We start from the raw sequence: 25,410 nt of genomic DNA on the forward strand, positions 1-25,410 counted from the left end.
CCCCTCGACGGGGCCCGAACGACAAGCGGTGACTCAGGCCGCGCCGCGCTGCAGCGCTTCACAGACCGCCGTCGACTCCCGCACCCCGAGCTCGATCGCGCGGCCGCAGTGGGCGATCCAGGCGGCCATGCCCTCGGCCGTGCCGGACAGATAGCCCTCGAAGGCCGCCAGATACGCCTCGGTCCCCTGCTCCGCGTGCCCCACCTCCGCCGGGCAGATCGCCTTGGGGTCCAGCCCGCTGTTGATCAGCACGATGCGCTCGGCGGCCCGCGCGACCAGTCCGTTGTACGAGGCGAACGGCCGCAGCGCCAGCAGTTCGCCGTGCACCACCGCCGCCGTCACCAGGGCCGGGGCGGAGCCGCCGGCGATGACGATCCCGGACAGACCGTCCAACCGTCCGGCCACCTCTGCGGCGTCCGGCAGCGGCGCCTCCACCAGCGGCTCGGCCACCTGCTCGCCCGCGAGGCGCGGCCGGCCCACCACGTCTCCCTCGGCCGTCGACCCGACCGCCACCAGGTGCAGCCGGGCCAGCACCCGCAGCGGCGACTGCCGCCAGATGCTGAGCAGCTGCCCCGCCTCCGCGGTGAGCCGCAGCGCGGCGCCCACGGTCAGCGCCTCCGGTTCCGCGCCGAAGTCGGTCCGCCGCCGCACCTCCTCCAGCGCCCAGTCGGCACCGGACAGCGCCGCACTGGCGCGGGCGCCGCGCAGCGCGGCCTCCGAGGTGATCTCACCGCTGCGGCGGCGCATCACCCGGTGTCCGTAGACCCGGTCCACGGCCTTGCGTACGGAATCCACGGAATCGGCGACACCCGGCAGCCCGGCCAGGGCGGCCAACGGGTCAGAAGCGCTACTCATAAGTAGGGAGCCTACGACCGAGCGGGCACGGCACCGACCCCTCCTTGGAGTGGTCTTCTTCACTCACCTTGACAACTCAGTGCTACTTACCCACTACGCTTGGTGAACATGAAGATCGCTTTCGTAGGGAAGGGCGGCAGCGGCAAGACCACGCTGTCCTCCCTCTTCATCCGCCACCTGGCCGCCAACGAAGCCCCCGTCGTCGCGGTGGACGCCGACATCAACCAGCACCTGGGCGCCGCACTGGGACTCCCCGAGGACGAGGCCGCCGGCCTGCCCGCCCTCGGGGCGCACCTGCCCCTGATCAAGGAGTACCTGCGGGGTTCCAACCCGCGCATCGCGTCCGCCGAAACGATGATCAAGACGACTCCGCCGGGCCGCGGCTCGCGTCTGCTGCGGGTCACCGAGGACAACCCGGTCTACGACGCCTGTGCGCGCACGGTCCTGCTCGACGGGGGACCCGTACGTCTGATGGCGACCGGCCCGTTCACCGAGGCCGACCTGGGCGTGGCCTGCTACCACTCCAAGGTCGGGGCGGTTGAGCTGTGCCTCAACCACCTTGTCGACGGACCCGACGAGTACGTCGTGATCGACATGACGGCGGGCTCCGACTCCTTCGCCTCGGGCATGTTCACCCGCTTCGACGTGACCTTCCTCGTCGCCGAGCCGACCCGCAAGGGCGTCTCCGTCTACCGCCAGTACAAGGAGTACGCACGGGACTTCGGGGTGGCGCTGAAGGTCGTCGGCAACAAGGTGCAAGGTCCGGAGGACATCGAGTTCCTCCAGGACGAGGCGGGCGAGGACCTGTTGGTCACCGTCGGGCACTCCGATTGGGTACGGGCGATGGAGAAGGGCCGCCCGGCCTCCTTCGAACTGCTGGAGGCGACCAACCGGTTCGCCCTCCAGGCGCTCCAGGACGCCGCCGACGACTCCTACGCGCACCGCGACTGGGGCCGGTACACCGAGCAGATGGTCAGCTTCCACCTCAAGAACGCGGAGAGCTGGGGCAACGCCAAAACCGGGGCCGACCTGGCGGAGCAGGTCGACCCCGGCTTCGTGCTGCGCGAGGGCCTCGACGGACTCGGCACCTCCGAGAACGGCGCGGGCGTCGAAGAGGCCGTCAGCCCTCGTCCTCAGTCTCCTCGGCCGGCTCCGCAGCCGGCGTGACGCCGGCGGGGGCGACCGGCGGCGCCGGCGGCCCCGCGGTCAGGAACTTCGCCCAGCCCTCCTTCGGCGCTTCGCCGACGTCGAGGGTGCGCATCCACTCCAGGGTCTTGGGATCCTGGGCGTCCAGCCAGTCGACCAGCTCGCGGAAGGGCACGCAGCGCACCTCCTTCTGGGTGCACATGCCCTTGATCGATTCCTCGACGGCGCGCATGTAGGTGCCGCCGTTCCAGGACTCGAAGTGGTTGCCGATGATCAGCGGGGCGCGGTTGCCCTGGTAGACGCGGTCGAAGGCCTGCCGCAGGCCGTCACGCATCTGGTCGCCCCAGTACGCGTGCTGCGAGGGGTCGCCCTGGGAGGTCGTCCCGGACTGGTTGACCATGTAGTTGTAGTCCATGCTCAACGTGTCGAAGGCGCGACCCGGCATGGGCACCAGCTGGAGCGGGATGTCCCAGAGGCCGTCCGTCTTCTTGGGCCAGATCTGCTTGCTGATCCCGCTGGAGTCGTAGCGGAAGCCCATGCCCTTCGCCGCCAGCATGAAGTTCTTCTGGCCTTCGAGGCAGGGGGTGCGGGCGCCGATGAGCTCCTTGTCGTAGTCGAAGGGGAGCGCCTCCTCCTGCTTCAGGCCCGCGTTGGTCTTCCAGTTCTTGACGAAGGACTTGGCCTGGTCGATCTCGCTCTTCCACTCCTCCACGGACCAGGTGCCGACACCCCCGTCGGGCCCGCAGAAGTGCCCGTTGAAGTGGGTACCGATCTCATTGCCCTCCAGCCAGGCCGCGCGGACCTGGGCGGCGGTGTCCTTGATGCCCTGGAGGTCGCCGAAGCCGATGTCGGAGCGGCCGGGCGCGTGCTGCGGAGCGGTGTAGAGGAAACGCTTCTCCTCGGGAAGCATGTACACGCCACTGAGGAAGTACGTCATGCGGGCGTTGTACTTCTTGCCGACCTCGCGGAAGTGCGAGAAGAGCTTCTGGCTGTCCTCGCCGGCCCCGTCCCATGAGAACACCACGAACTGCGGCGGCTTCTCACCCGGCTTCAGCTTCTGCGGCTTCACCACGTTGGGCTGGGGGCCGGTGTAGGCGGTCGAACCGTCGCCGATGGGGCGGTTGACGCTGCCGGGCGCCTCCGGGGCGCCCTTGCGGGCGTTCGGTCCTCCGGCGACCGGGGACTTCGCGGGCTCCGAAGCGGTACACCCGGCGACGCCCAGGACCAGCGCCGTGGCGACCATACCGCCGGCGATCTTCTTCGTGGCGGCGATCATCCGCCCCACCTCTCCCTCGCAGTTCCATCGCAGGACTTCCGCGCCGCAACGTCCCATGCGGTCCATCGCGAGGAAGGTATGACAAGCCGTACAAAATGCTTAATCACCCTTGAGTGCTAATTCGTAAGCCATTCGCCCGAATTGTCCACCGCTCATCTTTACTCTCCATTACCGTTCATTTACTCAGTGTTGAGATTCCCGCCGCTGCGACCCTCATCCCAGAGGAGACGGGACCCGATGACAGTCACTTCCCCGACCCAGACCCCCCGCGAGGTCCGCAAGGACTTCCCCGCGGACCTGTCCGCCTCCATCGCCGTCTTCCTGATCGCCATGCCGCTCTCCCTCGGCATCGCCCTGGCCACCGGAGCCCCGCTCCAGGCGGGTCTGGTCGCGGCGGCCGCGGGCGGAATCGTCGCCGGCCGCCTGGGCGGCGCCCCGCTCCAGGTGAGCGGACCCGCCGCCGGACTCACGGTGGTGACCGCGGAGTTGATCCAGCGGTACGGATGGCGCACCACCTGCGCCATCACCGTGCTCGCCGGCATCTGCCAGCTCGGCCTCGCCGCCCTGCGCACCGCCCGGTCCGCCCTCATGGTCAGCCCGGCCATCGTGCACGGGATGCTCGCCGGCATCGGCGTGACCATCGCACTGGCCCAACTGCACATCGTGCTCGGCGGTACACCCCAGAGCTCCGCCGTGGCGAACGTGCTCGGCCTGCCGGCCCAGTTGGCCGACCTGCACCCGGTGGCCCTCGGGGTCAGCGCGCTGACCCTGGTGGTCCTGCTCGGCTGGCCGCGGATCCCCGGGGGGACCGGCCGCGCCCTGCGCAAGGTGCCGGCGCCGCTCGCCGCCGTCGCCGCCGCCACCGCCTTCGCCGCCCTGGCCGGACTCAGCCTGCCCCGGGTGGACCTGCCGTCCTGGCGCAGCCACGCACTGCCCGAGATGCCCGAAGGCCCGGTCCTCGGCCTCATCGCCGCCGTTCTGACCATCACGCTGGTCGGCAGCGTGGAATCACTGCTCTCCGCGGTCGCCACCGACAAGCTGATCGCCTCCGAGCGCAGTACGGAGAACCGGCCGCCGCGCGCCGACCTCGACCGGGAGCTGCGCGGACAGGGCGCGGCGAACATCGTGTCCGGGGCGCTGGGCGGGCTGCCGATCACGGGTGTGGCGGTACGCAGCGTGGCGAACGTCAAGTCCGGGGCGGCCAGCCGGAAGTCGTCGATGATGCACGGGTTCTGGGTGCTGCTCGCGGCCTTCCTGCTGGTGCCGCTCCTCGACCTGATCCCGCTGGCCACGCTGGCCGCGCTGGTGATGGCGGTCGGCGTGCAGATGGTCAGCATCACGCACCTGCGCAATGTCACCCGACACCGGGAGGCCCTCGTCTACGGGACGACCATCGTGGCCGTGGTGCTCGGCGGGGTGCTGGAGGGTGTGGCCGTGGGCATCGCCGTGGCCGTCGCCCTGGCCCTGCACCGGCTCGCCCGGACCCGGATCACGCTGGAGCCGCTGGACGGCGGCGGCCACCGGGTCCGCGTCCGCGGACAGTTGACCTTCCTGGCGGTACCGCGGCTGAGCCGGGTGCTGAACCAGATCCCGCACGGGGCGCACGTCGTGATCGAGTTCGAAGGGTCCTTCATGGACCACGCGGCCTACGAGACGATCCAGGACTGGCAGCAGTCCCACCTGGCACACGGAGGGACCCTGGAGGTCACCGGCCGTTCCGGGCAGGCCGCTCGGATCACCGACACCGACCCCGCCGCGGCCACGGAGACCGGCTCCCCCGACGGGGCGGACGGGGCCGACGGGCCGGCCGGAGCCCCCGCGTCCGACCGCGGCCACGAGACCCGCCACGCCGAGGGCGGGCACCAGGCCGACCGGCCGCGGCGCGGCCACCAGCGCGGAGCGCACCAGTGCTGCCGCCCGTGGACGCCCTGGCAGAACCACTGCGACCACCGCACGACGAGCACCCGTACGGCCGCGGCCACGGGAGCGGCCGCAGACGGGGCGAACGGCGGGGCACCGGACGCAGGGGCGGGCGCCGGCGGTTCGCCGACGCCACGGCGACGCGGCGCGGGCCAACTCGCCAACGGAATCAGCGCCTTCCAGCGCGACACCGCACCCCACGTCCGCGACGAGCTGGCCAGGCTGGCCCGCGAGGGCCAGCGCCCCTCACAGCTCTTCATCACCTGCGCGGACTCCCGGCTGGTGACGAGCATGATCACGGCGAGTGGCCCGGGAGATCTGTTCACCGTCCGCAACGTCGGCAATCTCGTGCCGCTGCCCGGCGCGGAGTCCACCGACGATTCCGTCGCCGCGGCCATCGAGTACGCGGTGGACGTGCTGAAGGTCGACAGCATCACGGTCTGCGGGCACTCGGGCTGCGGGGCCATGCAGGCCCTGCTCAACTCCCCGCCCGAGGACTCGACGACCCCGCTGCGCCGCTGGCTGCGGCACGGGCTTCCCAGCCTGCGGCGGATGTCCAGCCGCCACCACGCCTGGGCGCGGATCGCGGGCCGGCTCCCGGCCGACGCCGTGGAGCAGCTGTGCCTGACCAACGTGGTGCAGCAGCTGGAGCACCTGAAGGCCCACGAATCGGTGGCCAGGCGGCTCGCCGAGGGCACCCTGGAGCTGCACGGCATGTACTTCCACGTCGGCGAGGCCCAGGCGTACCTGCTGTCCGAGGGCGAGGACGCCTTCGACTGCCGGGTCTTCGACACGGTCGGTACGGGCGACACGGTCGGCTCGGGCGACACCGTCGGCACGGTCGGCCAGCACGTCTGAACCGATACCCTCCGGTATCCGTGCCATCGATGGGCCCCTTCCCGCACCCTGCAGCGGGAAGGGGCCGTTCGTGCGTCGTTCTCGTGCGGGCCCTCGGCGCGATATAGGTCTAAACCAATTCCAGGTTACCCCTTGTCACCCGGGCCGCAGACTGATGAGCTATGCCCGGGGACACAACGGACACCCTGGGAAAGGGAGATGTCGTGAGCAATGAGAGCCTGGCCAATCTGCTCAAGGAGGAGCGGCGGTTCGCACCGCCTGCCGATCTGGCCGCCGCCGCCAATGTGAAAGAGGCTGCGTACGCACAGGCCGACGCGGACCGGCTGGGCTTCTGGGCCGAGCAGGCCCGGCGGCTGACCTGGGCCACCGAGCCCACCGAGACGCTCGACTGGACGAATCCGCCCTTCGCGAAGTGGTTCGCCGACGGCAGGTTGAACGTCGCGTACAACTGCGTGGACCGCCACGTCGAGGCCGGCAACGGCGACCGCGTCGCGCTGCACTTCGAGGGCGAGCCCGGCGACAGCCGCGCGATCACCTACGCCGAGCTCAAGGACGAGGTCTCCCGGGCCGCCAACGCCCTCACCGAGCTGGGTGTCCGGGCCGGCGACCGCGTCGCCGTCTACCTCCCGATGATCCCCGAGGCGGTCGTCGCCATGCTCGCGTGCGCCCGCATCGGCGCCGCGCACTCCGTGGTCTTCGGCGGCTTCTCGGCCGACGCCGTCGCCTCCCGCATCCAGGACGCCGACGCCAAGCTGGTCATCACCGCCGACGGCGGCTACCGCCGCGGCAAGCCCAGCGCTCTCAAGCCCGCCATCGACGAGGCCGTCGCCAAGTGTCCGCAGGTCGAGCACGTACTCGTCGTACGCCGCACCGGCCAGGACACGGCCTTCAGCGAGGGCCGCGACGTCTGGTGGCACGACGTCGTCGCACGCCAGTCCGCCGAGCACACCCCGCAGGCCTTCGACGCCGAGCACCCCCTCTTCATCCTCTACACGTCGGGGACGACGGGGAAGCCGAAGGGCATCCTGCACACCTCCGGCGGCTACCTCACCCAGGCGGCGTACACCCACCACGCGGTCTTCGACCTCAAGCCGGAGAGCGACGTCTACTGGTGCACGGCCGACATCGGCTGGGTGACCGGGCACTCCTACATCGTCTACGGGCCGCTCGCGAACGGCGCCACGCAGGTCATGTACGAGGGCACGCCCGACACCCCGCACCAGGGCCGCTTCTGGGAGGTGGTGCAGAAGTACGGCGTCACGATCCTCTACACGGCGCCGACGGCCATCCGTACGTTCATGAAGTGGGGCGACGACATCCCCGCGAAGTTCGACCTGTCGAGCCTGCGCGTCCTGGGCTCGGTCGGCGAGCCGATCAACCCCGAGGCCTGGGTCTGGTACCGCAAGCACATCGGCGGCGACCGCTGCCCCATCGTGGACACCTGGTGGCAGACCGAGACCGGCGCGATGATGATCTCCCCGCTGCCGGGCGTCACGCACACCAAGCCGGGCTCCGCCCAGCGCCCCCTGCCGGGGATCGCCGCCACCGTCGTGGACGACGAGGCGCGCGAGGTCCCTGACGGCGGGGGCGGCTACCTGGTCCTCACCGAGCCGTGGCCGTCGATGCTGCGCACCATCTGGGGTGACGACCAGCGCTTCATCGACACGTACTGGTCGCGCTTCGAGGGCAAGTACTTCGCGGGCGACGGCGCGAAGAAGGACGACGACGGCGACATCTGGCTGCTGGGCCGGGTGGACGACGTGATGCTGGTCTCCGGCCACAACATCTCGACCACCGAGGTGGAGTCGGCGCTCGTCTCGCACCCCTCGGTCGCCGAGGCGGCCGTGGTCGGCGCCGCCGACGAGACCACCGGTCAGGCCATCGTGGCCTTCGTCATCCTGCGCGGCAGCGCCTCCGAGACCGAGGGCCTGGTCGCGGACCTGCGCAACCACGTGGGCAACACGCTCGGCCCGATCGCCAAGCCCAAGCGGATCCTGCCGGTGCAGGAGCTGCCGAAGACGCGCTCCGGCAAGATCATGCGCCGTCTGCTGCGCGACGTCGCGGAGAACCGCGCGGTCGGCGACGTCACCACGCTCGCCGACTCCTCCGTCATGGACCTGATCCAGAGCAAGCTCCCGGCCGCCGGCAGCGAGGACTGACCCACCGCGAACCGGCCACTCGGCCGGGGCCGGGTTCGTCACCGGGGGCCTGGTCCGTCACCGGGTGGACCATGCGTCACCCGGCCCGCCCCGGACCCTCGACCACCCCGGGTCCGCCCACGCACAAAGGGGCATTCGGCGCGACGCGCCGGGTGCCCCTTTCGCGCATAAGGTGACGATCGCCGGATACGTCCTCGCGTACACCCTGTGCAATCATGAAAACGTAAAGAAAGACCTCAGGGGTGCGCCGGGAAGTCTGGTCGGCAACGAGTTCCGCCATGCCGTCCACAGCCCCCGGAGGTGCCCCTCGTGGCCGTACCGAACCGCACCGACCACAAGAGCCGCACGTTCCTCGGCCGTCTCTCGCTGCCCGAGAGCCGCTTCATCGCCGACGCACTGCGTGCCGAGACGGTGGGCGGCGTCCTCCTGCTGGTGGCCGCGATCGCCGCCCTCCTGTGGGCCAACATCCCGGCCGTCGCGGACAGCTACGCCGACGTACGGTCCTTCCACGTCGGCCCCGCCTCCCTCGGCCTGGACCTCTCCCTCCAGCACTGGGCCGCCGACGGGCTCCTCGCCATCTTCTTCTTCGTCGCCGGCATCGAGCTCAAGCGCGAACTCGTCGCGGGCGACCTGCGCGACCCCAAGGCCGCCGCACTCCCGGTGATCGCCGCCGTCTGCGGCATGGTCGTGCCCGCGGCCGTCTACGCGCTGGTCAACATCACCGGCAACGGCTCGATGGACGGCTGGGCCGTCCCGACGGCCACCGACATCGCCTTCGCGCTTGCCGTCCTCGCCGTCATCGGCACCTCCCTGCCCTCGGCCCTGCGCGCCTTCCTGCTCACCCTCGCCGTCGTCGACGACCTCCTCGCCATCCTGATCATCGCGGTGTTCTTCACCAGTGAGATCCACTTCCCGGCCCTCGGCGGGGCGCTCGCGGGACTGGTCCTCTTCTGGTTCCTGCTGCGCCGCGGCGTGCGGGGCTGGTACGTCTACGTCCCCCTCGCCCTGGTCATCTGGGGCCTGATGTACAACAGCGGTGTCCACGCCACCATCGCCGGCGTCGCCATGGGCCTGATGCTGCGCTGCACCCGCAGGCAGGACGAGACGGCCTCTCCCGGCGAGCACATCGAGCACCTGGTCCGGCCGGTCTCGGCCGGTCTCGCCGTCCCACTCTTCGCCCTGCTCTCCGCCGGTGTCTCCCTCTCCGACCAGGCCCTCGCTCAGGTCTTCACCCGCCCCGAGACCCTCGGGGTGGTCCTCGGCCTCGTCGTCGGCAAGGCCGCCGGCATCTTCGGCGGCACCTGGCTGGCCGCCCGCTTCACCCGGGCCGAGCTGAACGACGACCTGGCCTGGCCCGACGTGTTCGCCGTCGCCTCGCTCGCCGGCATCGGCTTCACCGTCTCCCTCCTCATCGGCGAGCTCGCCTTCGCGGGCGACGAGACCCTCACCGACGAGATCAAGGCCGCCGTCCTGATCGGCTCCCTGATCGCCGCCGTGATCGCCTGCCTCCTGCTCAAGCTCCGCGACCGCCGCTACCGGGCGCTCACCGAGGCCGAGGAGCGCGACGAGGACCACGACGGCATCCCGGACATCTACGAGGAGGGCAGGCCCGACTACCACCTGCGGATGGCGAAGATCTACGAGGAGCGGGCCGCGGAACACCGCCGCAAGGCGGAGAAGGCGGCCGCCGCCGCGCTCCAAAGCGCAGCCGGGTCCACCACCGAGGCCGACCGTCCGGCATGATCTGAGGGACGACGCAGGACGGACGCGGGACAACAGCCGCACGCCGGCCGGAGGACGGCCGCGAGGCGCCCCGGCAGCCAGACGACAGAGGGAGAGAGCGATGAGCGCAGTGGACCAAGAGGCGCAGGGAGCCGAGCGCACACTCGGCCAGCTGGTCGCCTCGGCCACCGCCGAGATGTCCGCCCTGGTTCACGACGAGATCGCCCTGGCGAAGGCAGAACTGCGCGAGGACGCCAAGCGCGTGGGCAGCGGCTCCGCCTCCCTCGCCGCCGCGGGTGTCTTCGCGGTCTTCTCGCTCCCGGTGCTGACCTTCGCCGCGGCGTACGGCATCCACAATCTCGGGCTCGGCCTCGCCTGGTCCTTCCTCATCGTCGGCGGTGCGTTCCTGCTGATCGCGGGCGTGCTCGCGCTGATCGCGGTACGGAAGTTCAAGAAGGTCAAGCCGCCGGAGAAGTCGATCGCCTCGGTCAAGCAGACCGCCGCGCTGGTCGGCACCGTCAAGCCGCACCCGCGGCCGTTGAGTGACAAGGCTGTGGGTGTGGCACGCTCGTCCTCATGACAGCGCCCACGCCGGACCCCAGCATTCCGCCCACCGCTGCCACAGCGGTGCGGCTCGACCTCCCCGGCGGGGAAGCGGTGACGCACCGGGACGTGGCCGCCAACGGCGCGCGGTTCCACGTCGCCGAGCTCGGTGACGGGCCGCTGGTGCTGCTGCTGCACGGCTTCCCCCAGTTCTGGTGGACCTGGCGGCACCAGCTGACCGCCCTCGCCGAGGCCGGGTACCGGGCCGTCGCGATGGACCTGCGCGGGGTCGGCGGCAGCGACCGCACCCCGCGCGGCTACGACCCCGCCAACCTGGCACTCGACATCACCGGGGTCGTACGGTCCCTCGGCGAGCCGGACGCCGCGCTCGTCGGGCACGACCTGGGCGGATACCTCGCGTGGACGGCGGCCGTGATGCGCCCCAAGCTGGTGCGCCGGCTCGTCGTCTCCTCCATGCCGCACCCCCGGCGGTGGCGCTCGGCGATGCTGTCGGACTTCGGGCAGACCCGGGCGAGCTCGCACATCTGGGGCTTCCAGCGGCCGTTCGTGCCCGAGCGGCAGCTCGTCGCCGACGGCGGGGCGCTCGTAGGGGACCTGATCCGCGACTGGTCGGGGCCGCGCCCTCCCGAGGAGGAGGACCTCGCCGTGTACCGGCGCGCCATGTGCATCCCCTCCACCGCCCACTGCTCGATCGAGCCGTACCGCTGGATGATGCGGTCCATGGCCCGTCCCGACGGGCTGCAGTTCAACCGGCGCATGAAGCGCCCGGTCCGGGTGCCCACACTGCACCTGCACGGTTCGCTCGACCCGGTGATGCGCACCCGCAGCGCCGCCGGATCCGGCGAGTACGTCGAAGCCCCTTACCGCTGGCGGCTGTTCGACGGGCTCGGGCACTTCCCGCACGAGGAGGACCCCGTCGCCTTCTCCGCCGAGCTGGTGAACTGGCTGAAGGACCCCGAGCCGGACCGCTGACCTCCCCTGTGGGCACGGCAGTTCAGTCGTCCGATCGTCTTACGGGCATTCAAATGCCCGGCGCATAGGCCAATTGGCCGCCCCGAACGGGATTACGGACCTTGGGGCCCGGGCACAGCACGGAGTATGAGCTGGACGCACGACCACGGTGACACCGCGCACGAACGCCGCCCGGCAGCTACGCCGGGTACGCACGAGAGGGCCGGCCGCTACGGCCACGACCCCCGACTGGGTATTTCCCGCATCCTGCGCCGCCGGGCCCGCTGGGTCTCCGCACGCCTGCGGCATCCGCGGACGTAGGGGGCCCGGCGGGCGGGCGCCGCGTCAGAGGGCGCAGCCCTGGCTCTCGACCCGGCGCTCCGCCGTGCGGCCGATCTGGATGTCGTCGCGGATCTCGTCCACCGTCAGCGCGTAGCCGGTGTTCGGGTCGTCGAGGGACTTGGCGAACACGACCCCGTACACCTTGCCGTCGGGCGTCAGCAGCGGGCCGCCGGAGTTGCCCTGGCGGACCGTCGCGAAGAGCGAATAGACGTCCCGTCGGACAGTACCGCGGTGGTAGATGTCCGGCCCGTTGGCATTGATCCGGCCGCGGACGCGGGCCGCGCGGACGTCGTACGCGCCGTTCTCCGGGAAGCCGGCGACGATCGCGTCACTGCCGCTCGCCGCGTCCTTCTCGGTGAACTCCAGCGGCGGTGCCTTCAGCTTGGGCACGTCCAGAACGGCGATGTCGCGCTCCCAGTCGTAGAGCACGACCTTGCCGTCGTACAGCTTGCCCTCGCCGCCGATCTGCACGGTCGGCTCGCTGACGCCGCCGACGACGTGGGCGTTGGTCATGACCTTGCCGGGCGCGAAGACGAAGCCCGTGCCCTCCAGCACCTTGCTGCAGCTGGGCGCCGTACCGACGACCTTCACGATCGAGCGCTTGGCGACGTCCGCGACGGGGCTGGTGGCGAGCGCCGGATCGGGCGACCTCACTTCGGTGATGGGCTCGTTGGAGAACGGGCTGAACACCTGGGGGAAGCCGTTGCGCGCGAGGGTGGAGCTGAAGTCCGAGAACCAGCTGTTCGCCTGCTCGGGCAGCACCCGCGAAACACCCAGGAGCACCTTGGAGTTGCGGACCTCCTTGCCCAGGGTGGGCAGTGAGGTGCCGGCCAGCGCCGAGCCGATCAGCCAGGCCACGAGCAGCATCGCGACCACGTTGACCAGGGCCCCGCCGGTGGCGTCGAGCACGCGCGCCGGCGCAGCGGTGATCTGGCGGCGCAGTTTGCCCCCGAGATGGGTGGTCAGCGCCTGGCCGACGGAGGCGCAGATGATGATCGCGACGACGGCGATGACGACGACCGTGGTGGACACCTGGGTGCCGTTGTCCGTCACGCGGTCCCAGATCAGCGGGAGCAGGGCAACCGCGACGAGGCCACCGCCCAGGAAGCCGATCACCGACAGGATGCCGACGACGAAGCCCTGGCGGTAGCCGACGATCGCGAACCACACGGCCGCGAGCAGCAACAGGATGTCCAGCACGTTCACGTGGGCCACCGTCTCATGCGTGCCAGTCGAGCGGGACCTGGCGTGATCGGTCCCACGGACGTTCCCAGCCTGCGAAGTGCAGGATCCGGTCGATCACACCGGCCGTGAAACCCCAGACGAGGGCTGATTCGACGGTGAAACCGGGACCGAGGTGCCCGCGCGGGTGGACGGTGGTGACCCGGTGCGCTGGGTCCGTGAGATCGGCGACCGGCACCGTGAACACCCGCGCCGTCTCGGCCGGGTCCACGACGCCGACCGGGCTCGGGGTGTGCCACCAGCCGAGGACCGGGGTCACGACGAACTCGCTGACCGGAATGTAGAGCCGGGGCAGCACCCCGAAGAGCTGCACACCGGAGGGATCAAGTCCGGTTTCTTCCTCGGCCTCGCGCAGCGCGGCCCGCAGCGGACCGGTGGTCTGCGGATCACCGTCCTCGGGGTCCAGCGCGCCCCCCGGGAAGGACGGCTGGCCCGCGTGCGAGCGGAGGGTGCCCGCGCGCTCCATCAGCAGCAGCTCCGGGCCGCGGGGTCCCTCGCCGAAGAGGATGAGGACGGCCGACTGCCGCCCCCGTCCGTCCTCGGGCGGCAGGAACCGGCTCAGCTGCCGCGGCTCCACGGTCCGGGCAGCCTTGACGACGGGATCGAGCCAGTCGGGCAGCCCCGCGGCGGAGACGGCAGGGCCGCCCCCCTCGCGCACTCCCGCACCGACCCCGGCCTCGTCCCGTGTACCGCGCGTCATAGGCGCTCCTGTCCGCGTTCTGCTCTCAACAGCGTCTCCCACACCGCAAACGCGGTCCGGGTACCGATTCGTTCCTACGGCTCCTACCGCTCCTGCGGCTCCCCCGCGTCGACCACCGCGCCGAGCGGTGGCGCCGGCAGGCCCGGATAGTCCGGGGGCGGGCTGAGCCGCTGGCCCGGCTGGCCGCCCTTCTCGTACTTGAGCAGCTTCTTCGCCTTCTCCGGGTCCGTCTCGCCCTCCCCGTACGCCGGGCACAGCGGGGCGATCGGGCAGGCCCCGCAGGCGGGCCTGCGGGCGTGGCAGATGCGGCGGCCGTGGAAGACGACCCGGTGCGAGAGCATCGTCCACTCGCTCTTCGGGAAGATCGCGCAGATCTCCGCCTCGACCTTCTCCGGATCCTCCTGCTCGGTCCACTTCCAGCGGCGCACCAGCCGGCCGAAGTGGGTGTCCACGGTGATCCCGGGAACGCCGAACGCGTTGCCGAGGACCACATTGGCGGTCTTGCGGCCGACGCCCGGCAGCTTGACCAGGTCCTCCAGTCGGCCCGGCACCTCGCCGCCGTGGTCGTCCCGCAGCGCCTGCGACAGGCCCAGCAGCGACTTGGCCTTCATCCGGAAGAACCCGGTCGGGCGGATCAGCTCCTCCAGCTCCTCGGGGACGGCCGCGGCCATGCCCTCGGGGGTCGGATAGGCCGCGAAGAGGGCCGGGGTCGTCTGGTTCACGCGCAGGTCGGTGGTCTGCGCCGACAGCACCGTCGCGACGAGCAGCTCGAAGGGATTGCGGAAGTCGAGCTCCGGATGGGCGTATGGGTAGGTCTCGGCCAGCTCCCGGTTGATGCGGCGGGCCCTGCGCACCATGGCCAGACGGGATTCCGACTTGGCCGGCTTCGATTTCTTGGCCGAAACTTTGCCCTGGGGGGCAATCACGGCCTTCCGGGGCGCCTTCGAGGGGCTTTGTTCGCCCACAGCAGAATTTTGGGCGTCCGTCACTCCTGCGGACCCCTTGGCCTGTGCTCTCACCGGCTTATTGGACACCCGGCCAGCCTAAGGCCGGGCGCTGACACCCGCCCGGACCTCAGGTAACACCACTCCGATTGGCCTCTCGCCGCACAGCACGCCCGTCCGTCCGGCATCCTTGTGATTGATCGCACTGTTTGAGCCGTCCGGCAAAATGGGGAGCACGGTCCCCTGAGCTGGTCGACATAGGAGAGAGACTCGTGGACGACGTTCTGCGGCGCGCCCCGCTCTTCGCGGCGCTCGATGACGAGCAGGCCGCGGAGCTCCGCGCCTCCATGGGCGAGGTGACCCTCGCACGCGGTGACGCCCTGTTCCACGAGGGCGACCCCGGCGACCGGCTGTATGTCGTGACCGAGGGCAAGGTGAAGCTGCACCGCACCTCCCCCGACGGTCGCGAGAACATGCTGGCCGTCCTCGGCCCCGGCGAGCTGATCGGCGAGCTCTCGCTCTTCGACCCCGGCCCGCGTACCGCCACCGCCACCGCGCTGACCGAGGTCAAGCTCCTCGGCCTCGGTCACGGTGACCTCCAGCCCTGGCTCAACGCCCGGCCCGAGGTCGCGACCGCGCTGCTACGCGCCGTCGCCCGCCGCCTGCGCAAGACCAACGACCAGATGTCCGACCTGGTCTTCTCCGACGTTCCCGGCCGCGTGGCCCGGGCGCTCCTCGACCTGTCGCGCCGCTTCGGCGTGCAGTCGGAGGAGGGCATCCACGTGGTGCACGACCTCACGCAGGAGGAGCTCGCCCAGCTCGTCGGCGCCTCCCGCGAGACCGTGAACAAGGCCCTGGCCGACTTCGCGGGCCGCGGCTGGCTGCGCCTGGAGGCGCGTGCCGTGATCCTGCTGGACGTGGAGCGCCTCGCCAAGCGCTCCCGCTGACACCCTCAGCAGTCCTACGGAGAGGTCCTGCCCGCACCGGGCAGGGCCTCTCCGCGTGTCCGGGGCCGTGCGCGCCCGTGGGCGCCGGGAGGCGGCCCCCCGCGCCTCGTACGCCCACGGGGCCGATCCGTGCACAGTGGAAGCATGGAGCGCAGGGGTCTGGACGCACACGGGTACTTCGAACGGGAAGGCTCCCTCGGCCGGGTGCAGGGAGAGTTCCGGGACGTCGTGGCCGCCGCGCGCGAGCGGACGGCCGAGGCGTACGGGCGGCGGCTGCACAGCGCCTACCTGTACGGCTCCGTGCCGCGCGGGACGGCCCGCCCGGGGCGCTCCGACCTCGATCTGCTGCTCGTCCTGCACCGCACGCCCTCGGACGAGGACCGGGACACCGCCGAGGTGCTGGCCCGGGGCATCGACGAGGACTTCGCGCAAATCGATGGGGTCGACCTCCTGCTCCACGACAAGGACACCGTGCTGAGCGAGGAGGAACGATTCGACCTGGGCTGGTTCCTCGCCTGCCTGTGTACGCCGCTGCTCGGCGCCGACCTGGCCGAGCACCTGCCCCGCTACCGCCCGGACAGCCTGCTCGCCCGTGAGACCAACGGCGACCTCGCCGCCCTGCTGCCCCGGTGGCGTGCGGAGCTGCGGGAGGCCTCCGCCCCGGAGGAGTACCGGAGGCTGAGCCGGCTCTTCGCACGACGCCTGGTCCGTACCGGATTCACGCTGGTGATGCCGCGATGGGGCGGCTGGACCAGCGATCCGACCGAGGCGGCGGAGGTGTTCGGCTTCTACTACCCGGAGCGCGCCGCCCAGATGCGGGCCGCGGCCGCCGTGGCCCTGGACCCGGTCGAGGACCCGGCCGTGCCGCGCATTTACGTCGAGGACCTGGGGCCGTGGCTTGCGGACGAGTACACGGCGCGCCACGGGACGAAGTCGCCCCGCCCGGCGAGGACTACGCCCGAGGAGCGGCCTTCTGCACGGTGACGGCCAGGTCCTCGACGGCCCGCTTCGCCTCCGCCAGCCCCGCGCCGGTGATGCGGCGGTAGGCCTTGATCGCCGCGATCGTCCGGTCCTCCCGGATCAGGGCGCGCACCTCGTCCAAGCCCGCCGGCTCCGGCTCCTCGATGCCCAGGTGGTCCAGCACCAGCGCCAGGCGGCGCTCGGCCCGGTCCGCCTGCAGCTGCAGGCTCTTCACGCGCAACGACACCGTCGAGGTGATCCATCCGGCCGTGCCCAGCAACACCACCAGCAGGAACATCGTGTTCATTCGGGCCCTCCGGGAATCAGTCCGTGATCTTGAAGGTACTCGAGCTGAGCCCGTACGGACCATTCCGCCGCCGGCCACAGGGAGCGGTCCACATCCGCGTACACGTGGGCGACGACCGCCTCGGCGGTGGTGAAGCCGTTCTCGACGGCCGTCTCGACCTGCGCCAGCCGGTGCGCCCGGTGGGCGAGGTAGTACTCGACGGCGCCCTGGGCGTCGTCCAGTACCGGCCCGTGCCCCGGCAGGACCGTGTGGACCCCGTCGTCGACGGTGAGCGAGCGCAGGCGGCGCAGGGAGTCCAGGTAGTCGCCGAGGCGGCCGTCGGGGTGTGCGACCACCGTGGTGCCGCGGCCGAGGATGGTGTCGCCCGTCAACACGGCCCGGTCGGCCGGCAGGTGGAAGCAGAGCGAGTCACTGGTGTGCCCGGGCGTCGGGACGACGCGCAGCTCCAGCCCGCCGGTCCGGATCACGTCTCCGGCGGCCAGGCCCTCGTCGCCGAGGCGCAGGGCCGGGTCCAGTGCGCGGACCTTCGTACCGGTCAGCTCGGCGAAGCGGCCGGCGCCCTCCGCGTGGTCGGGGTGGCCGTGGGTGAGCAGGGTGAGCGCGACCCGCTTGCCCGCCTGCTCGGCGGTGGCGACGACCGCCCTCAGGTGCGCCTCGTCCAGCGGGCCCGGGTCGATGACGACGGCGAGGTCGGAGTCGGGCTCGGACAGCAGCCAGGTGTTGGTGCCGTCCAGGGTCATCGCGGAGGCGTTGGGGGCCAGGATGTTGACCGCGCGGGCGGTCGCCGGCCCGGAGGTGACCACTCCGCGGGGCTGCCCCGGCAGTGCTGCGGCGTCGCTCATGCGGGACCTCCGGGGTCCTGGGGGCGCCCGAGGCGGACGCGCTTGGTGAACTCGTCGTGGCCCGGCCAGCTCAGCACCACCTCGCCGTCCTCCAGCGCGGCCCGGGCCAGCACCGGGGCGAGGTCCTGGGTCGAGGCCGCGGTGAGCGCGTCCGCGGCGCTCCCGTAGGGCTCCAGGGAGCGCAGGGTGGAGATGGTGGGCGGCATCATCAGCAGCTCGCCCTTGTCGTAGCCGTCGGCCGCGTCGGCCGGGCGGATCCAGACGGTCCGGTCGGCCTCGGTGGAGGCGTTGCGGGTGCGCTGCCCCTCCGGGAGGGCTGCGACGAAGAACCACGTGTCGTAGCGGCGCGGCTCGAACTCCGGGGTGATCCAGCGCGCCCACGCCCCCAGCAGGTCGGAGCGCAGCCACAGCCCGCGGCGGCGCAGGAAGTCCGCGAAGGACAGCTCCCGCGCCACGAGGGCCTGCCGGTCCGCCTCCCAGTCGTCCCCGGTGGTGTCGCCGACGACCGTGTCCGGGGTGGGGCCGGCGAGCAGGACGCCCGCCTCCTCGAAGGTCTCCCGTACGGCACCGCACACGATGGCCTGGGCGGTGCGGGCATCGGTTCCGAGCCGGGCCGCCCACTCCGCCCGGGCCGGGCCGGCCCAGCCGACGTGGTGCTCCTCGTCGCGGGGGTCGACCCCGCCGCCCGGATAGGCGTACGCGCCGCCGGCGAAGGCCATGGAGGTCCGCCTGCGCAGCATGTGGACGACGGGCCCGTCCGGGGTGTCGCGCAGGAGCATCACGGTGGCGGCGAGCCGCGGTGGCACCGGGGTGAGCGAACCGTCCGCGAGCGCGCGGATGCGGTCGGGCCATTCGGGCGGGTACCACTGGCCCCCGGCGGGGGGCTGCTGCTGACCATTCGGCATGGGCGGATGCTACGGCCATCCGCCCCGATGTTCGAGGGTCTCCCTCCCCGGCACCCCCCGCGGCGCCGCAGGGCCGGACGGGGCGAGCGCCGGGGAGCCGGACGGGGCCGGGGCGAGCCCGGGGGCGTGCGGCTCCCCGGGACACGCCCCACGCGTTCAGGCGTCGGGGGTCAGTTCCACCTGGATCTCGACCTCCACCGGCGCGTCGAGCGGCAGGACCGCCACGCCGACCGCGCTGCGCGCGTGCACGCCCTTCTCACCGAGGACGGCGCCCAGCAGCTCGCTCGCACCGTTCAGCACGCCCGGCTGGCCCGTGAAGTCCGGGGCCGAGGCGACGAAGCCGACGACCTTCACGACACGCTCGATCCGGTCGAGGTCGCCGACGACCGACTTCACGGCGGCCAGGGCGTTCAGCGCGCAGGTGGCGGCCAGTTCCTTGGCCTGCTCCGGCGAGACCTCGGCACCGACCTTGCCGGTGACCGGCATGCTGCCCTTGACCATCGGGAGCTGGCCCGCGGTGTAGACGTAGGCGCCCGACCGCACGGCCGGCTGGTAGGCGGCCAGCGGCGGGACGACCTCGGGCAGGGTCAGGCCGAGCTCGGTCAGCTTCGCCTCTACGGCGCCGCTCATGCCTTTTCCCGCTTGAGGTAGGCCACCAGCTGCTCGGGGTTGTTCGGGCCGGGCACGACCTGGACGAGCTCCCAGCCGTCCTCGCCCCAGGTGTCCAGGATCTGCTTGGTGGCGTGGACCAGCAGGGGGACCGTCGCGTATTCGAACTTCTTGGTCATGGGAGCGAGGGTAGTGCCTGAGATGCGGGGCTCATGCGCGCCCCGGGACCCGAGTGGTTAGGCTCGGGCGGTGTGAGCAGGCTCCAGGTGGTCAGCGGCAAGGGCGGCACCGGCAAGACCACGGTCGCCGCGGCACTCGCGCTTGCCCTCGCGCGCGAGGGCAGACGGACACTTCTCGTGGAGGTCGAGGGAAGGCAGGGGCTCGCGCAGCTCTTCGGCGCCGAGGCGCTCCCCTACGAGGAGCGGAAGATCGCGGTCGCACCGGGCGGGGGCGAGGTGTTCGCACTCGCCATCGACGCCGAACGGGCGCTGCTGGACTACCTCCAGATGTTCTACAAACTCGGCTCGGCCGGCCGCGCCCTCAAGAAGCTCGGCGCCATCGACTTCGCGACGACCATCGCCCCCGGCCTGCGCGACGTGCTGCTGACCGGCAAGGCGTGCGAGGCGGTGCGCCGCAAGGACAAGGCGGGGCGGTACGTCTACGACCACGTGATCATGGACGCGCCGCCGACCGGGCGGATCACCCGGTTCCTGAACGTCAACGACGAGGTGGCGGGCCTGGCCCGGTTCGGGCCGATCCACCACCAGGCGCAGGCCGTCATGAAGGTGCTCAAGTCCCCCGAGACGGCGGTGCACCTGGTCACCCTTCTGGAGGAGATGCCCGTTCAGGAGACCGCGGACGGCATCGAGGAGCTGCGCGGGGCCGGCCTGCCGGTCGGCCGGGTCGTCGTCAACATGGTCCGCCCGCACCACCTCGACGAGGACACCCTGCGCACCGCGGCCGAGGACCACCGGGCCGGGGTCGCTAAGGCGCTGTCCCGGGCGGGCCTGGGCGGTGCGCGCCGCGGCGGAGTGGCGGAGCGGCTGGTCGAACCGCTGCTCGCGCAGGCCGCCGAGCACGCGGGGCGGGTGGAGCTGGAGCGTGCGCAGCGCGCCGTACTGGCAGGCCTGGACCTGCCGACGTACGAACTGCCCCTGCTCGGGGCGGGGGTGGATGTGGCCGGGCTGTACGAGCTGGCCAAGGAACTCCGGAAGCAGTCGGTGGCCGAATGAGCGGGGCACTGGCGGGACGCGACGGGCGAGCGGGGCACACGGAACGTACGGGACGCGAGGGAGGGGACGCGATGGGCCTGGAGACTCCGCCGCGACTGGCGGTCGACCGGCTGCTCGACGACCGGGAGACCCGGATCATCGTGTGCTGCGGTGCCGGTGGCGTGGGCAAGACCACCACGGCCGCGGCCCTCGGCGTACGGGCTGCCGCCCGGGGGCGGAAGGCGGTCGTGCTGACCATCGACCCGGCGCGGCGGCTCGCGCAGTCGATGGGGATCGACTCGCTGGACAACACCCCGCGCAGGGTCGGGACCGCCGGGGAGGGCGGCGGCGAACTGCACGCGATGATGCTGGACATGAAGCGCACCTTCGACGAGATCGTCGAAGCACACGCCGACGCCGAGCGGGCCGGCGCCATCCTCGCGAACCCCTTCTACCAGTCCCTGTCGGCCGGCTTTGCGGGCACGCAGGAGTACATGGCGATGGAGAAGCTGGGTCAGCTGCGGGCGCGGGACGACTGGGACCTGATCATCGTGGACACGCCGCCGAGCCGGTCGGCGCTGGACTTCCTGGACGCCCCGAAGCGCCTGGGGTCCTTCCTGGACGGGAAGTTCATCCGGGTGCTGATGGCACCGGCGAAGGTAGGCGGCCGGGCCGGCATGAAGTTCCTGAACGTCGGCATGTCGATGATGACCGGCACCCTCAGCAAGCTGATGGGCGCGTCGCTGCTGAAGGACGTCCAGACCTTCGTGGCGGCGATGGACACCATGTTCGGCGGCTTCCGCACGCGGGCCGACGCGACCTTCCGGCTGCTCCAGGCACCCGGTACGGCCTTCCTCGTGGTCGCGGCGCCCGAACCGGACGCCCTGCGCGAGGCGGCGTACTTCGTGGAGCGGCTGGCCGCGGAGCGCATGCCGCTGGCCGGTCTGGTGCTCAACCGGGTCCACGACAGCGGCGCCGACCAGCTGTCCGCCGAACGGGCGTTGGCCGCCGCAGAGAATCTTGAAGAAGGCGGCATTGTCGATCAGGAGTCCGGGAAAGCTGGACTTCGTGACACGGCCGCCGAACCCCCCGGCGCCGATGACGACACCACGGCCGTCGACCGGATCACGGCAGGACTGCTGCGCCTGCACGCCGAACGGATGCAGGTGATCGCGCGTGAGCAGCGCACGCGTGACCGCTTCACTTCACTCCACCCGGAGGTGGCGGTGGCCGAAGTGGCCGCCCTGCCCGGCGATGTGCACGACCTCGCCGGGCTGCGGGCCATCGGAGAACGACTCGCGGCCGGGGTGCCGGCCGGAGCGTAGGCGTTCGTACGGGGTGGCGGCCGCGTGTTCTACCCGGCTGCCGCGTACGTCTCGTACGGAACGTCGATCTCCGCGTCTGCATCCATGGTGAGGATGCCCGTGCTGCGCTCGTACTCCGTGCGGGCGGTTTCGAGCAGCCGTCGCCACGAGGTGACGGTGGGACGCCGGCGCAGCAGCGCACGTCGTTCCCGCTCGGTCATTCCGCCCCACACGCCGAACTCGACGCGATTGTCGAGCGCGTCGGCCAGGCACTCGGTCCGCACCGGACACCCGGTGCACACCGCCTTGGCCCTGTTCTGTGCCGCTCCTTGAACGAACAGTTCATCCGGATCGGTAGTGCGGCAGGCTGCCTGCGCACTCCAGTCGGTAACCCAGCCCATCCCGGCGCCGTCCTCTCCCGAATCGAGGCTCCCCCACGGCGGTAGCGGCATATTCACCGCTGCCAGTTGAGGACGTTACGGAAGGCGGGCACAGTGCAACACCCCCGACGGGCCCAATCTTGAATGGTCCGAACGGACTATGGGTAAGCGGCAGATCACCCGACGGAGTGATCCGGCGACATGCCCGACCATTCCGACGATTCGGGTGCAATCGGCGGATCCAGTTCACCGGGGCAGCGAGATTCGGACATCAGTCCACCCCATTCGGGAAGGGTGAAAATCAAGCCGAGGGGTTGATGTCGCACCGGAGTGCTGTGACAGTTGGGGCCAGCTTAGGCCAAGGCATTCGCGCGTGTCCGGCGAATCAGAACGTAGGCTGCCCTCCATGGGAAAGAAGCGCTCGGGCGGCGGGCTCACGGGGAGCCAGCAGGCCGCCAAGTTCCTCGGGGTGTCGGTTCTCTCCGGAGTCGTGCTGGCGGGCATGGCGATTCCGGCTGCAGGCGCCCTGGGACTGGCCGCCAAGGGCACGGTCGAGGGATTCGACGAGATCCCGGCCAATCTCAAGACCCCGCCGCTGAGCCAGCGGACCACGATTCTGGACGCCGAGGGTGGCTTGATCGCCACCGTCTATTCGCGCGACCGGCAGGTGGTCCCCCTCACATCGATCTCCCCGTACATGCAGAAGGCGATCGTCGCCATCGAGGACTCGCGTTTCTACGAGCACGGCGCGGTCGACCTCAAGGGCATCCTGCGCGCGGTCAACCGCAACGCGCAGGAGGGCGGGGCGGCGCAGGGCGCCTCCACGCTGACCCAGCAGTACGTGAAGAACGTCTTCGTCGAGGAGGCCGGCGACGACGAGACCAAGGTGCGCGAGGCGCAGGAGAAGAGCCTCGGCCGCAAGATCCGCGAGCTGAAGTACTCGATCCAGGTCGAGGAGGAACTCGGGAAGAAGAAGATCCTCGAGAACTACCTCAACATCACGTACTTCGGCCAGCAGGCCTACGGCATCGAATCCGCCGCCCAGCGCTACTTCAGCAAGCCGGCCAAGGACCTGACCCTGGAGGAATCCGCGCTGCTGGCGGGCGTCGTGCAGTCGCCGAGCCGCTACGACCCGGTGAACGACGCCCAAGAGGCGATGAAGCGCCGCAACATCGTGCTCCAGCGGATGGCCGACACCAAGGACGTCTCGCAGGCCGAGGCCGACGCGGCGAAGGCCAAGCCGGTCACCCTGAAGGTCACCCGTCCCCGGAACGGCTGCATCACGGCGGTCAAGGGCGCGGGCTTCTTCTGCGACTACGTGCGCAACTCCTTCCTGACCGACCCGGTCTTCGGCAAGACGCGCGAGGAGCGGGCGAAGGTCTGGAACCAGGGCGGCCTCACCGTGCGCACCACCCTGGACCCGCAGTCGCAGGACGCGGCCAACGAGTCCATCAAGGACCACGTCTACCAGGAGGACTCCATCGCGACGGCTGTGACCATGGTCCAGCCGGGCACCGGACGGGTGCTGGCGATGGGCCAGTCCAAGCCGTACGGCTTCGGCAAGAACGAGACGCAGATCAACTACTCCGTGGACAAGCGGATGGGCGGCTCGAACTTCGGCTTCCAGGTCGGCTCGACCTTCAAGCCGTTCATCGCCGCCGCCGCCCTGGAGCGGGGCATGCCGCCGACCAAGGTCTACCAGGCCCCGAACAAGCTCGACTACCCGAGCCCGATCCCCCGCTGCGACGGCTCGCAGTACGTCAACACCCGCAAGGAAGAAGCGGAGAACGAGACCGAGGACGAGATCGGCCCGTACGCGCTGCGCACGGCGATGGAGAAGTCCATCAACACCTACTTCGTCGAGATGATCGGCGAGATCGGGCTGTGCCCGGTGTCGGAGATGGCGGCCAAGCTCGGCGTGGTCCCGGCGAGCGGCGCGAAGCTGGCCGACGGCCCCGCCATCGCGCTCGGCTCGGAGGAGATGTCCCCGCTGACGATGGCCAACGCGTACGCGGCCTTCGCCAACCGCGGCGTCTACTGCACCCCGGTCGCCATCGAGTCGATCACCGACGCGCACGGGAAGGCCCTCGCGGTACCCAAGAGCAAGTGCGAGCGGGCGATGTCACAGAACACCGCCGACACCATCAACACCCTGCTGAGCGGCGTGGTCGACTCCGGCACCGGTGAGCGGGCCGGCCTGACCGACCGCGACAGCGCCGGCAAGACCGGTACGACGGACTCCCGCTACAACGCCTGGTTCGTGGGCTACACCCCGAACGTCTCCGGCGCCGTGTGGGTCGGCTCGGGCGGCGCGAAGAAGATCACGATGGAGAACATCGTGATCGGCGGCAGGTCCTACGACAAGGTCTTCGGCGGCGGTCTGCCCGGCCCGATCTGGAAGGACGCGATCACGGGCGCGCTGTCCGGCCGTGAGGCCCTGCGCTTCGCCACCGTCCACATCGCCGAGCCGAACGTCCCTGCCGGCGGCTCCCGCGGCAACAAGCCGTCGACCAGCCCCAACCGCCCCAAGCCCGGCGGTGACGGCAAGCCCGGCGGGCGGCCCGGCGGCCAGACCGGCGGCGGCGCCACGGGCGGCGGCGCCGGAGAACCGGACAACCCCTTCCCGGGCATCACGATCGACCCCGGCACCCTGATCGGCGGCCGGGACGCCCAGTAGCGGCGTGGAAGACGGGGGAGGGCCCCGGCCGCATCCGGCCGGGGCCCTCCCCCTTGCACTGCCCGCGTCCTACGAGAGCGCCTTCTTCACGGCGGCGGCGACCCGCCCGCCCTCCGCCAGCCCGGCGACCTTCGGCGTCACGATCTTCATGACGGCACCCATCGCCCGCGGCCCCTCGGCACCCGCCGACCGGGCCTCCTCGACGGCCTCCGCCACGATCCCGGCCAGCTCCTCGTCGGAGAGCTGCCTGGGCAGGTAGGTGTCCAGGAACTCGCCCTCGGCGGCCTCGCGCGCGGCCTGCTCGGGACGACCGCCCTGCGTGAAGGCGTCCGCGGCCTCGCGGCGCTTCTTCGCCTCCTTGGCGATCACCTTGAGGACCTCCTCGTCGGAGAGCACACGGGCCTCCTTGCCCGCGACCTCCTCCTTGGTGATGGCGGCGAGGGTCAGGCGGAGCGTGGACGAGTGCAGCTCGTCGCGCGCCTTGATGGCGGTCGTGAGGTCTTCCTGGAGCTTGGCCTTGAGCGTGGTCATGCAGGTGAGTGTGCCAGGTGCGGGGACGGTGGCGCCCACCCGTTTTCCGGTCTGCGAC

23 protein-coding genes are annotated in these 25,410 nt (G+C 71.2%); 11 read left to right on the top strand and 12 right to left on the bottom strand.

Going from position 1 to position 25,410, the window contains the following annotated elements; translation table 11 throughout:
- Positions 1-33: 33 nt before the first annotated feature.
- Positions 34-855 carry a hypothetical protein gene (locus IF89_RS0109500; protein ID WP_030764055.1) on the bottom strand — a complete coding sequence of 274 codons (822 nt, stop codon included), beginning with the start codon at positions 853-855 and terminating at the stop codon, positions 34-36.
- A gap of 108 nt (positions 856-963) precedes the next feature.
- On the opposite strand from IF89_RS0109500, the gene IF89_RS0109505 reads away from it, so the two are divergent.
- Positions 964-2,022: an ATP-binding protein gene (locus tag IF89_RS0109505; RefSeq protein ID WP_043193474.1), complete on the top strand. Its 1,059-nt coding sequence runs from the start codon at positions 964-966 to the stop codon at positions 2,020-2,022.
- On the opposite strand, the gene IF89_RS0109510 is transcribed toward IF89_RS0109505, so the two are convergent.
- A complete protein-coding gene (locus IF89_RS0109510; protein WP_030764060.1) occupies positions 1,976-3,277 on the bottom strand; it encodes a hypothetical protein in 1,302 nt (433 codons plus the stop codon). The genes IF89_RS0109505 and IF89_RS0109510 overlap by 47 nt on opposite strands.
- A gap of 237 nt (positions 3,278-3,514) precedes the next feature.
- Between IF89_RS0109510 and IF89_RS0109515 the strand changes: the two genes are divergently transcribed.
- The 5 genes from IF89_RS0109515 (at position 3,515) to IF89_RS0109535 (ending at position 11,472) form a co-directional block, all read left to right on the top strand.
- Entirely contained in the window at positions 3,515-6,055 is a 2,541-nt protein-coding gene (locus IF89_RS0109515) for a SulP family inorganic anion transporter (protein WP_051806917.1), read from the top strand.
- Between the two features lie 161 nt (positions 6,056-6,216).
- The gene (gene acs, locus IF89_RS0109520; protein WP_199820484.1) at positions 6,217-8,214 is read left to right on the top strand and encodes an acetate--CoA ligase; all 1,998 of its coding nucleotides are present in this window, start codon (positions 6,217-6,219) and stop codon (positions 8,212-8,214) included.
- A 309-nt stretch (positions 8,215-8,523) separates the two neighbouring features.
- Positions 8,524-9,957 (top strand): Na+/H+ antiporter NhaA, encoded by a 1,434-nt coding sequence (gene nhaA / locus IF89_RS0109525; RefSeq protein ID WP_043193535.1) that lies wholly within the window; start codon positions 8,524-8,526, stop codon positions 9,955-9,957.
- Positions 9,958-10,057: 100 nt separating this feature from the next.
- Positions 10,058-10,516 carry a phage holin family protein gene (locus IF89_RS0109530; protein WP_030764070.1) on the top strand — a complete coding sequence of 153 codons (459 nt, stop codon included), beginning with the start codon at positions 10,058-10,060 and terminating at the stop codon, positions 10,514-10,516.
- Positions 10,513-11,472, top strand: coding sequence for an alpha/beta fold hydrolase (locus tag IF89_RS0109535; protein ID WP_030764072.1), 960 nt, complete (start codon positions 10,513-10,515; stop codon positions 11,470-11,472). The genes IF89_RS0109530 and IF89_RS0109535 overlap by 4 nt, the downstream gene beginning before the upstream one ends.
- A gap of 324 nt (positions 11,473-11,796) precedes the next feature.
- On the opposite strand, the gene IF89_RS0109540 is transcribed toward IF89_RS0109535, so the two are convergent.
- The 3 genes from IF89_RS0109540 to nth all read right to left on the bottom strand — a co-directional run bounded on the left by IF89_RS0109540 (position 11,797) and on the right by nth (position 14,700).
- A complete protein-coding gene (locus tag IF89_RS0109540) occupies positions 11,797-12,999 on the bottom strand; it encodes a MarP family serine protease (RefSeq protein ID WP_030764074.1) in 1,203 nt (400 codons plus the stop codon).
- 13 nt (positions 13,000-13,012) lie between these two features.
- The gene (locus IF89_RS0109545) at positions 13,013-13,735 is read right to left on the bottom strand and encodes an NUDIX hydrolase (protein WP_078628188.1); all 723 of its coding nucleotides are present in this window, start codon (positions 13,733-13,735) and stop codon (positions 13,013-13,015) included.
- Positions 13,736-13,818: 83 nt separating this feature from the next.
- Positions 13,819-14,700: an endonuclease III gene (nth, locus tag IF89_RS0109550; protein ID WP_030764079.1), complete on the bottom strand. Its 882-nt coding sequence runs from the start codon at positions 14,698-14,700 to the stop codon at positions 13,819-13,821.
- A 251-nt stretch (positions 14,701-14,951) separates the two neighbouring features.
- On the opposite strand from nth, the gene IF89_RS0109555 reads away from it, so the two are divergent.
- Together IF89_RS0109555 and IF89_RS0109560 are read left to right on the top strand one after the other, a co-directional pair.
- Positions 14,952-15,626: a Crp/Fnr family transcriptional regulator gene (locus IF89_RS0109555; protein WP_003981529.1), complete on the top strand. Its 675-nt coding sequence runs from the start codon at positions 14,952-14,954 to the stop codon at positions 15,624-15,626.
- Between the two features lie 144 nt (positions 15,627-15,770).
- Complete coding sequence (locus IF89_RS0109560; protein ID WP_051806918.1) at positions 15,771-16,610, top strand: nucleotidyltransferase domain-containing protein; 840 nt, start codon at positions 15,771-15,773, stop codon at positions 16,608-16,610.
- On the opposite strand, the gene IF89_RS0109565 is transcribed toward IF89_RS0109560, so the two are convergent.
- The 5 genes from IF89_RS0109565 to IF89_RS44510 form a co-directional block, all read right to left on the bottom strand.
- Positions 16,579-16,893, bottom strand: coding sequence for a ribosomal protein L7/L12 (locus IF89_RS0109565; RefSeq protein WP_030764082.1), 315 nt, complete (start codon positions 16,891-16,893; stop codon positions 16,579-16,581). The genes IF89_RS0109560 and IF89_RS0109565 overlap by 32 nt on opposite strands.
- Entirely contained in the window at positions 16,890-17,735 is an 846-nt protein-coding gene (locus tag IF89_RS0109570; protein ID WP_030764085.1) for an MBL fold metallo-hydrolase, read from the bottom strand. Before IF89_RS0109570 ends, IF89_RS0109565 begins: the two co-directional genes overlap by 4 nt.
- Complete coding sequence (locus IF89_RS0109575; RefSeq protein ID WP_030764087.1) at positions 17,732-18,640, bottom strand: NUDIX hydrolase; 909 nt, start codon at positions 18,638-18,640, stop codon at positions 17,732-17,734. The genes IF89_RS0109570 and IF89_RS0109575 overlap by 4 nt, the downstream gene beginning before the upstream one ends.
- A gap of 156 nt (positions 18,641-18,796) precedes the next feature.
- A complete protein-coding gene (locus IF89_RS0109580) occupies positions 18,797-19,270 on the bottom strand; it encodes a RidA family protein (protein ID WP_030764089.1) in 474 nt (157 codons plus the stop codon).
- Entirely contained in the window at positions 19,267-19,428 is a 162-nt protein-coding gene (locus tag IF89_RS44510) for a DUF4177 domain-containing protein (protein WP_007264966.1), read from the bottom strand. Before IF89_RS44510 ends, IF89_RS0109580 begins: the two co-directional genes overlap by 4 nt.
- Positions 19,429-19,500: 72 nt before the next feature.
- On the opposite strand from IF89_RS44510, the gene IF89_RS0109590 reads away from it, so the two are divergent.
- Together IF89_RS0109590 and IF89_RS0109595 are read left to right on the top strand one after the other, a co-directional pair.
- The gene (locus tag IF89_RS0109590; RefSeq protein WP_030764091.1) at positions 19,501-20,481 is read left to right on the top strand and encodes an ArsA family ATPase; all 981 of its coding nucleotides are present in this window, start codon (positions 19,501-19,503) and stop codon (positions 20,479-20,481) included.
- Positions 20,482-20,552: 71 nt separating this feature from the next.
- Positions 20,553-21,785, top strand: coding sequence for an ArsA family ATPase (locus IF89_RS0109595; RefSeq protein ID WP_030764094.1), 1,233 nt, complete (start codon positions 20,553-20,555; stop codon positions 21,783-21,785).
- Between the two features lie 29 nt (positions 21,786-21,814).
- Here IF89_RS0109595 and IF89_RS0109600 read toward each other — a convergent pair whose 3' ends face one another.
- Positions 21,815-22,165 carry a WhiB family transcriptional regulator gene (locus IF89_RS0109600; RefSeq protein ID WP_030648100.1) on the bottom strand — a complete coding sequence of 117 codons (351 nt, stop codon included), beginning with the start codon at positions 22,163-22,165 and terminating at the stop codon, positions 21,815-21,817.
- A 385-nt stretch (positions 22,166-22,550) separates the two neighbouring features.
- On the opposite strand from IF89_RS0109600, the gene IF89_RS0109605 reads away from it, so the two are divergent.
- The gene (locus tag IF89_RS0109605; RefSeq protein WP_030764097.1) at positions 22,551-24,821 is read left to right on the top strand and encodes a transglycosylase domain-containing protein; all 2,271 of its coding nucleotides are present in this window, start codon (positions 22,551-22,553) and stop codon (positions 24,819-24,821) included.
- A 69-nt stretch (positions 24,822-24,890) separates the two neighbouring features.
- Here IF89_RS0109605 and IF89_RS0109610 read toward each other — a convergent pair whose 3' ends face one another.
- A complete protein-coding gene (locus IF89_RS0109610) occupies positions 24,891-25,352 on the bottom strand; it encodes a GatB/YqeY domain-containing protein (RefSeq protein WP_030764100.1) in 462 nt (153 codons plus the stop codon).
- Positions 25,353-25,410: the final 58 nt, after the last annotated feature.

The sequence above is a fragment of the Streptomyces sp. NRRL F-2664 genome (assembly GCF_000719345.1).
In the GTDB taxonomy this organism is placed as follows: Bacteria; Actinomycetota; Actinomycetes; order Streptomycetales; family Streptomycetaceae; genus Streptomyces.

Coding starts and splice junctions, on each gene's coding strand:
- IF89_RS0109595 (WP_030764094.1), top strand. CDS start 20,553: ATGGGCCTGGAGACTCCGCCGCGACTGGCGGTCGACCGGCTGCTCGAC.
- IF89_RS0109565 (WP_030764082.1), bottom strand. CDS start 16,893: ATGAACACGATGTTCCTGCTGGTGGTGTTGCTGGGCACGGCCGGATGG.
- IF89_RS0109605 (WP_030764097.1), top strand. CDS start 22,551: ATGGGAAAGAAGCGCTCGGGCGGCGGGCTCACGGGGAGCCAGCAGGCC.
- IF89_RS0109575 (WP_030764087.1), bottom strand. CDS start 18,640: ATGCCGAATGGTCAGCAGCAGCCCCCCGCCGGGGGCCAGTGGTACCCG.
- IF89_RS0109535 (WP_030764072.1), top strand. CDS start 10,513: ATGACAGCGCCCACGCCGGACCCCAGCATTCCGCCCACCGCTGCCACA.
- IF89_RS0109505 (WP_043193474.1), top strand. CDS start 964: ATGAAGATCGCTTTCGTAGGGAAGGGCGGCAGCGGCAAGACCACGCTG.
- IF89_RS0109545 (WP_078628188.1), bottom strand. CDS start 13,735: ATGACGCGCGGTACACGGGACGAGGCCGGGGTCGGTGCGGGAGTGCGC.
- IF89_RS44510 (WP_007264966.1), bottom strand. CDS start 19,428: ATGACCAAGAAGTTCGAATACGCGACGGTCCCCCTGCTGGTCCACGCC.
- IF89_RS0109510 (WP_030764060.1), bottom strand. CDS start 3,277: ATGATCGCCGCCACGAAGAAGATCGCCGGCGGTATGGTCGCCACGGCG.
- IF89_RS0109560 (WP_051806918.1), top strand. CDS start 15,771: ATGGAGCGCAGGGGTCTGGACGCACACGGGTACTTCGAACGGGAAGGC.
- IF89_RS0109600 (WP_030648100.1), bottom strand. CDS start 22,165: ATGGGCTGGGTTACCGACTGGAGTGCGCAGGCAGCCTGCCGCACTACC.
- IF89_RS0109515 (WP_051806917.1), top strand. CDS start 3,515: ATGACAGTCACTTCCCCGACCCAGACCCCCCGCGAGGTCCGCAAGGAC.
- IF89_RS0109610 (WP_030764100.1), bottom strand. CDS start 25,352: ATGACCACGCTCAAGGCCAAGCTCCAGGAAGACCTCACGACCGCCATC.
- acs (WP_199820484.1), top strand. CDS start 6,217: ATGCCCGGGGACACAACGGACACCCTGGGAAAGGGAGATGTCGTGAGC.
- IF89_RS0109500 (WP_030764055.1), bottom strand. CDS start 855: ATGAGTAGCGCTTCTGACCCGTTGGCCGCCCTGGCCGGGCTGCCGGGT.
- IF89_RS0109580 (WP_030764089.1), bottom strand. CDS start 19,270: ATGAGCGGCGCCGTAGAGGCGAAGCTGACCGAGCTCGGCCTGACCCTG.
- IF89_RS0109570 (WP_030764085.1), bottom strand. CDS start 17,735: ATGAGCGACGCCGCAGCACTGCCGGGGCAGCCCCGCGGAGTGGTCACC.
- IF89_RS0109530 (WP_030764070.1), top strand. CDS start 10,058: ATGAGCGCAGTGGACCAAGAGGCGCAGGGAGCCGAGCGCACACTCGGC.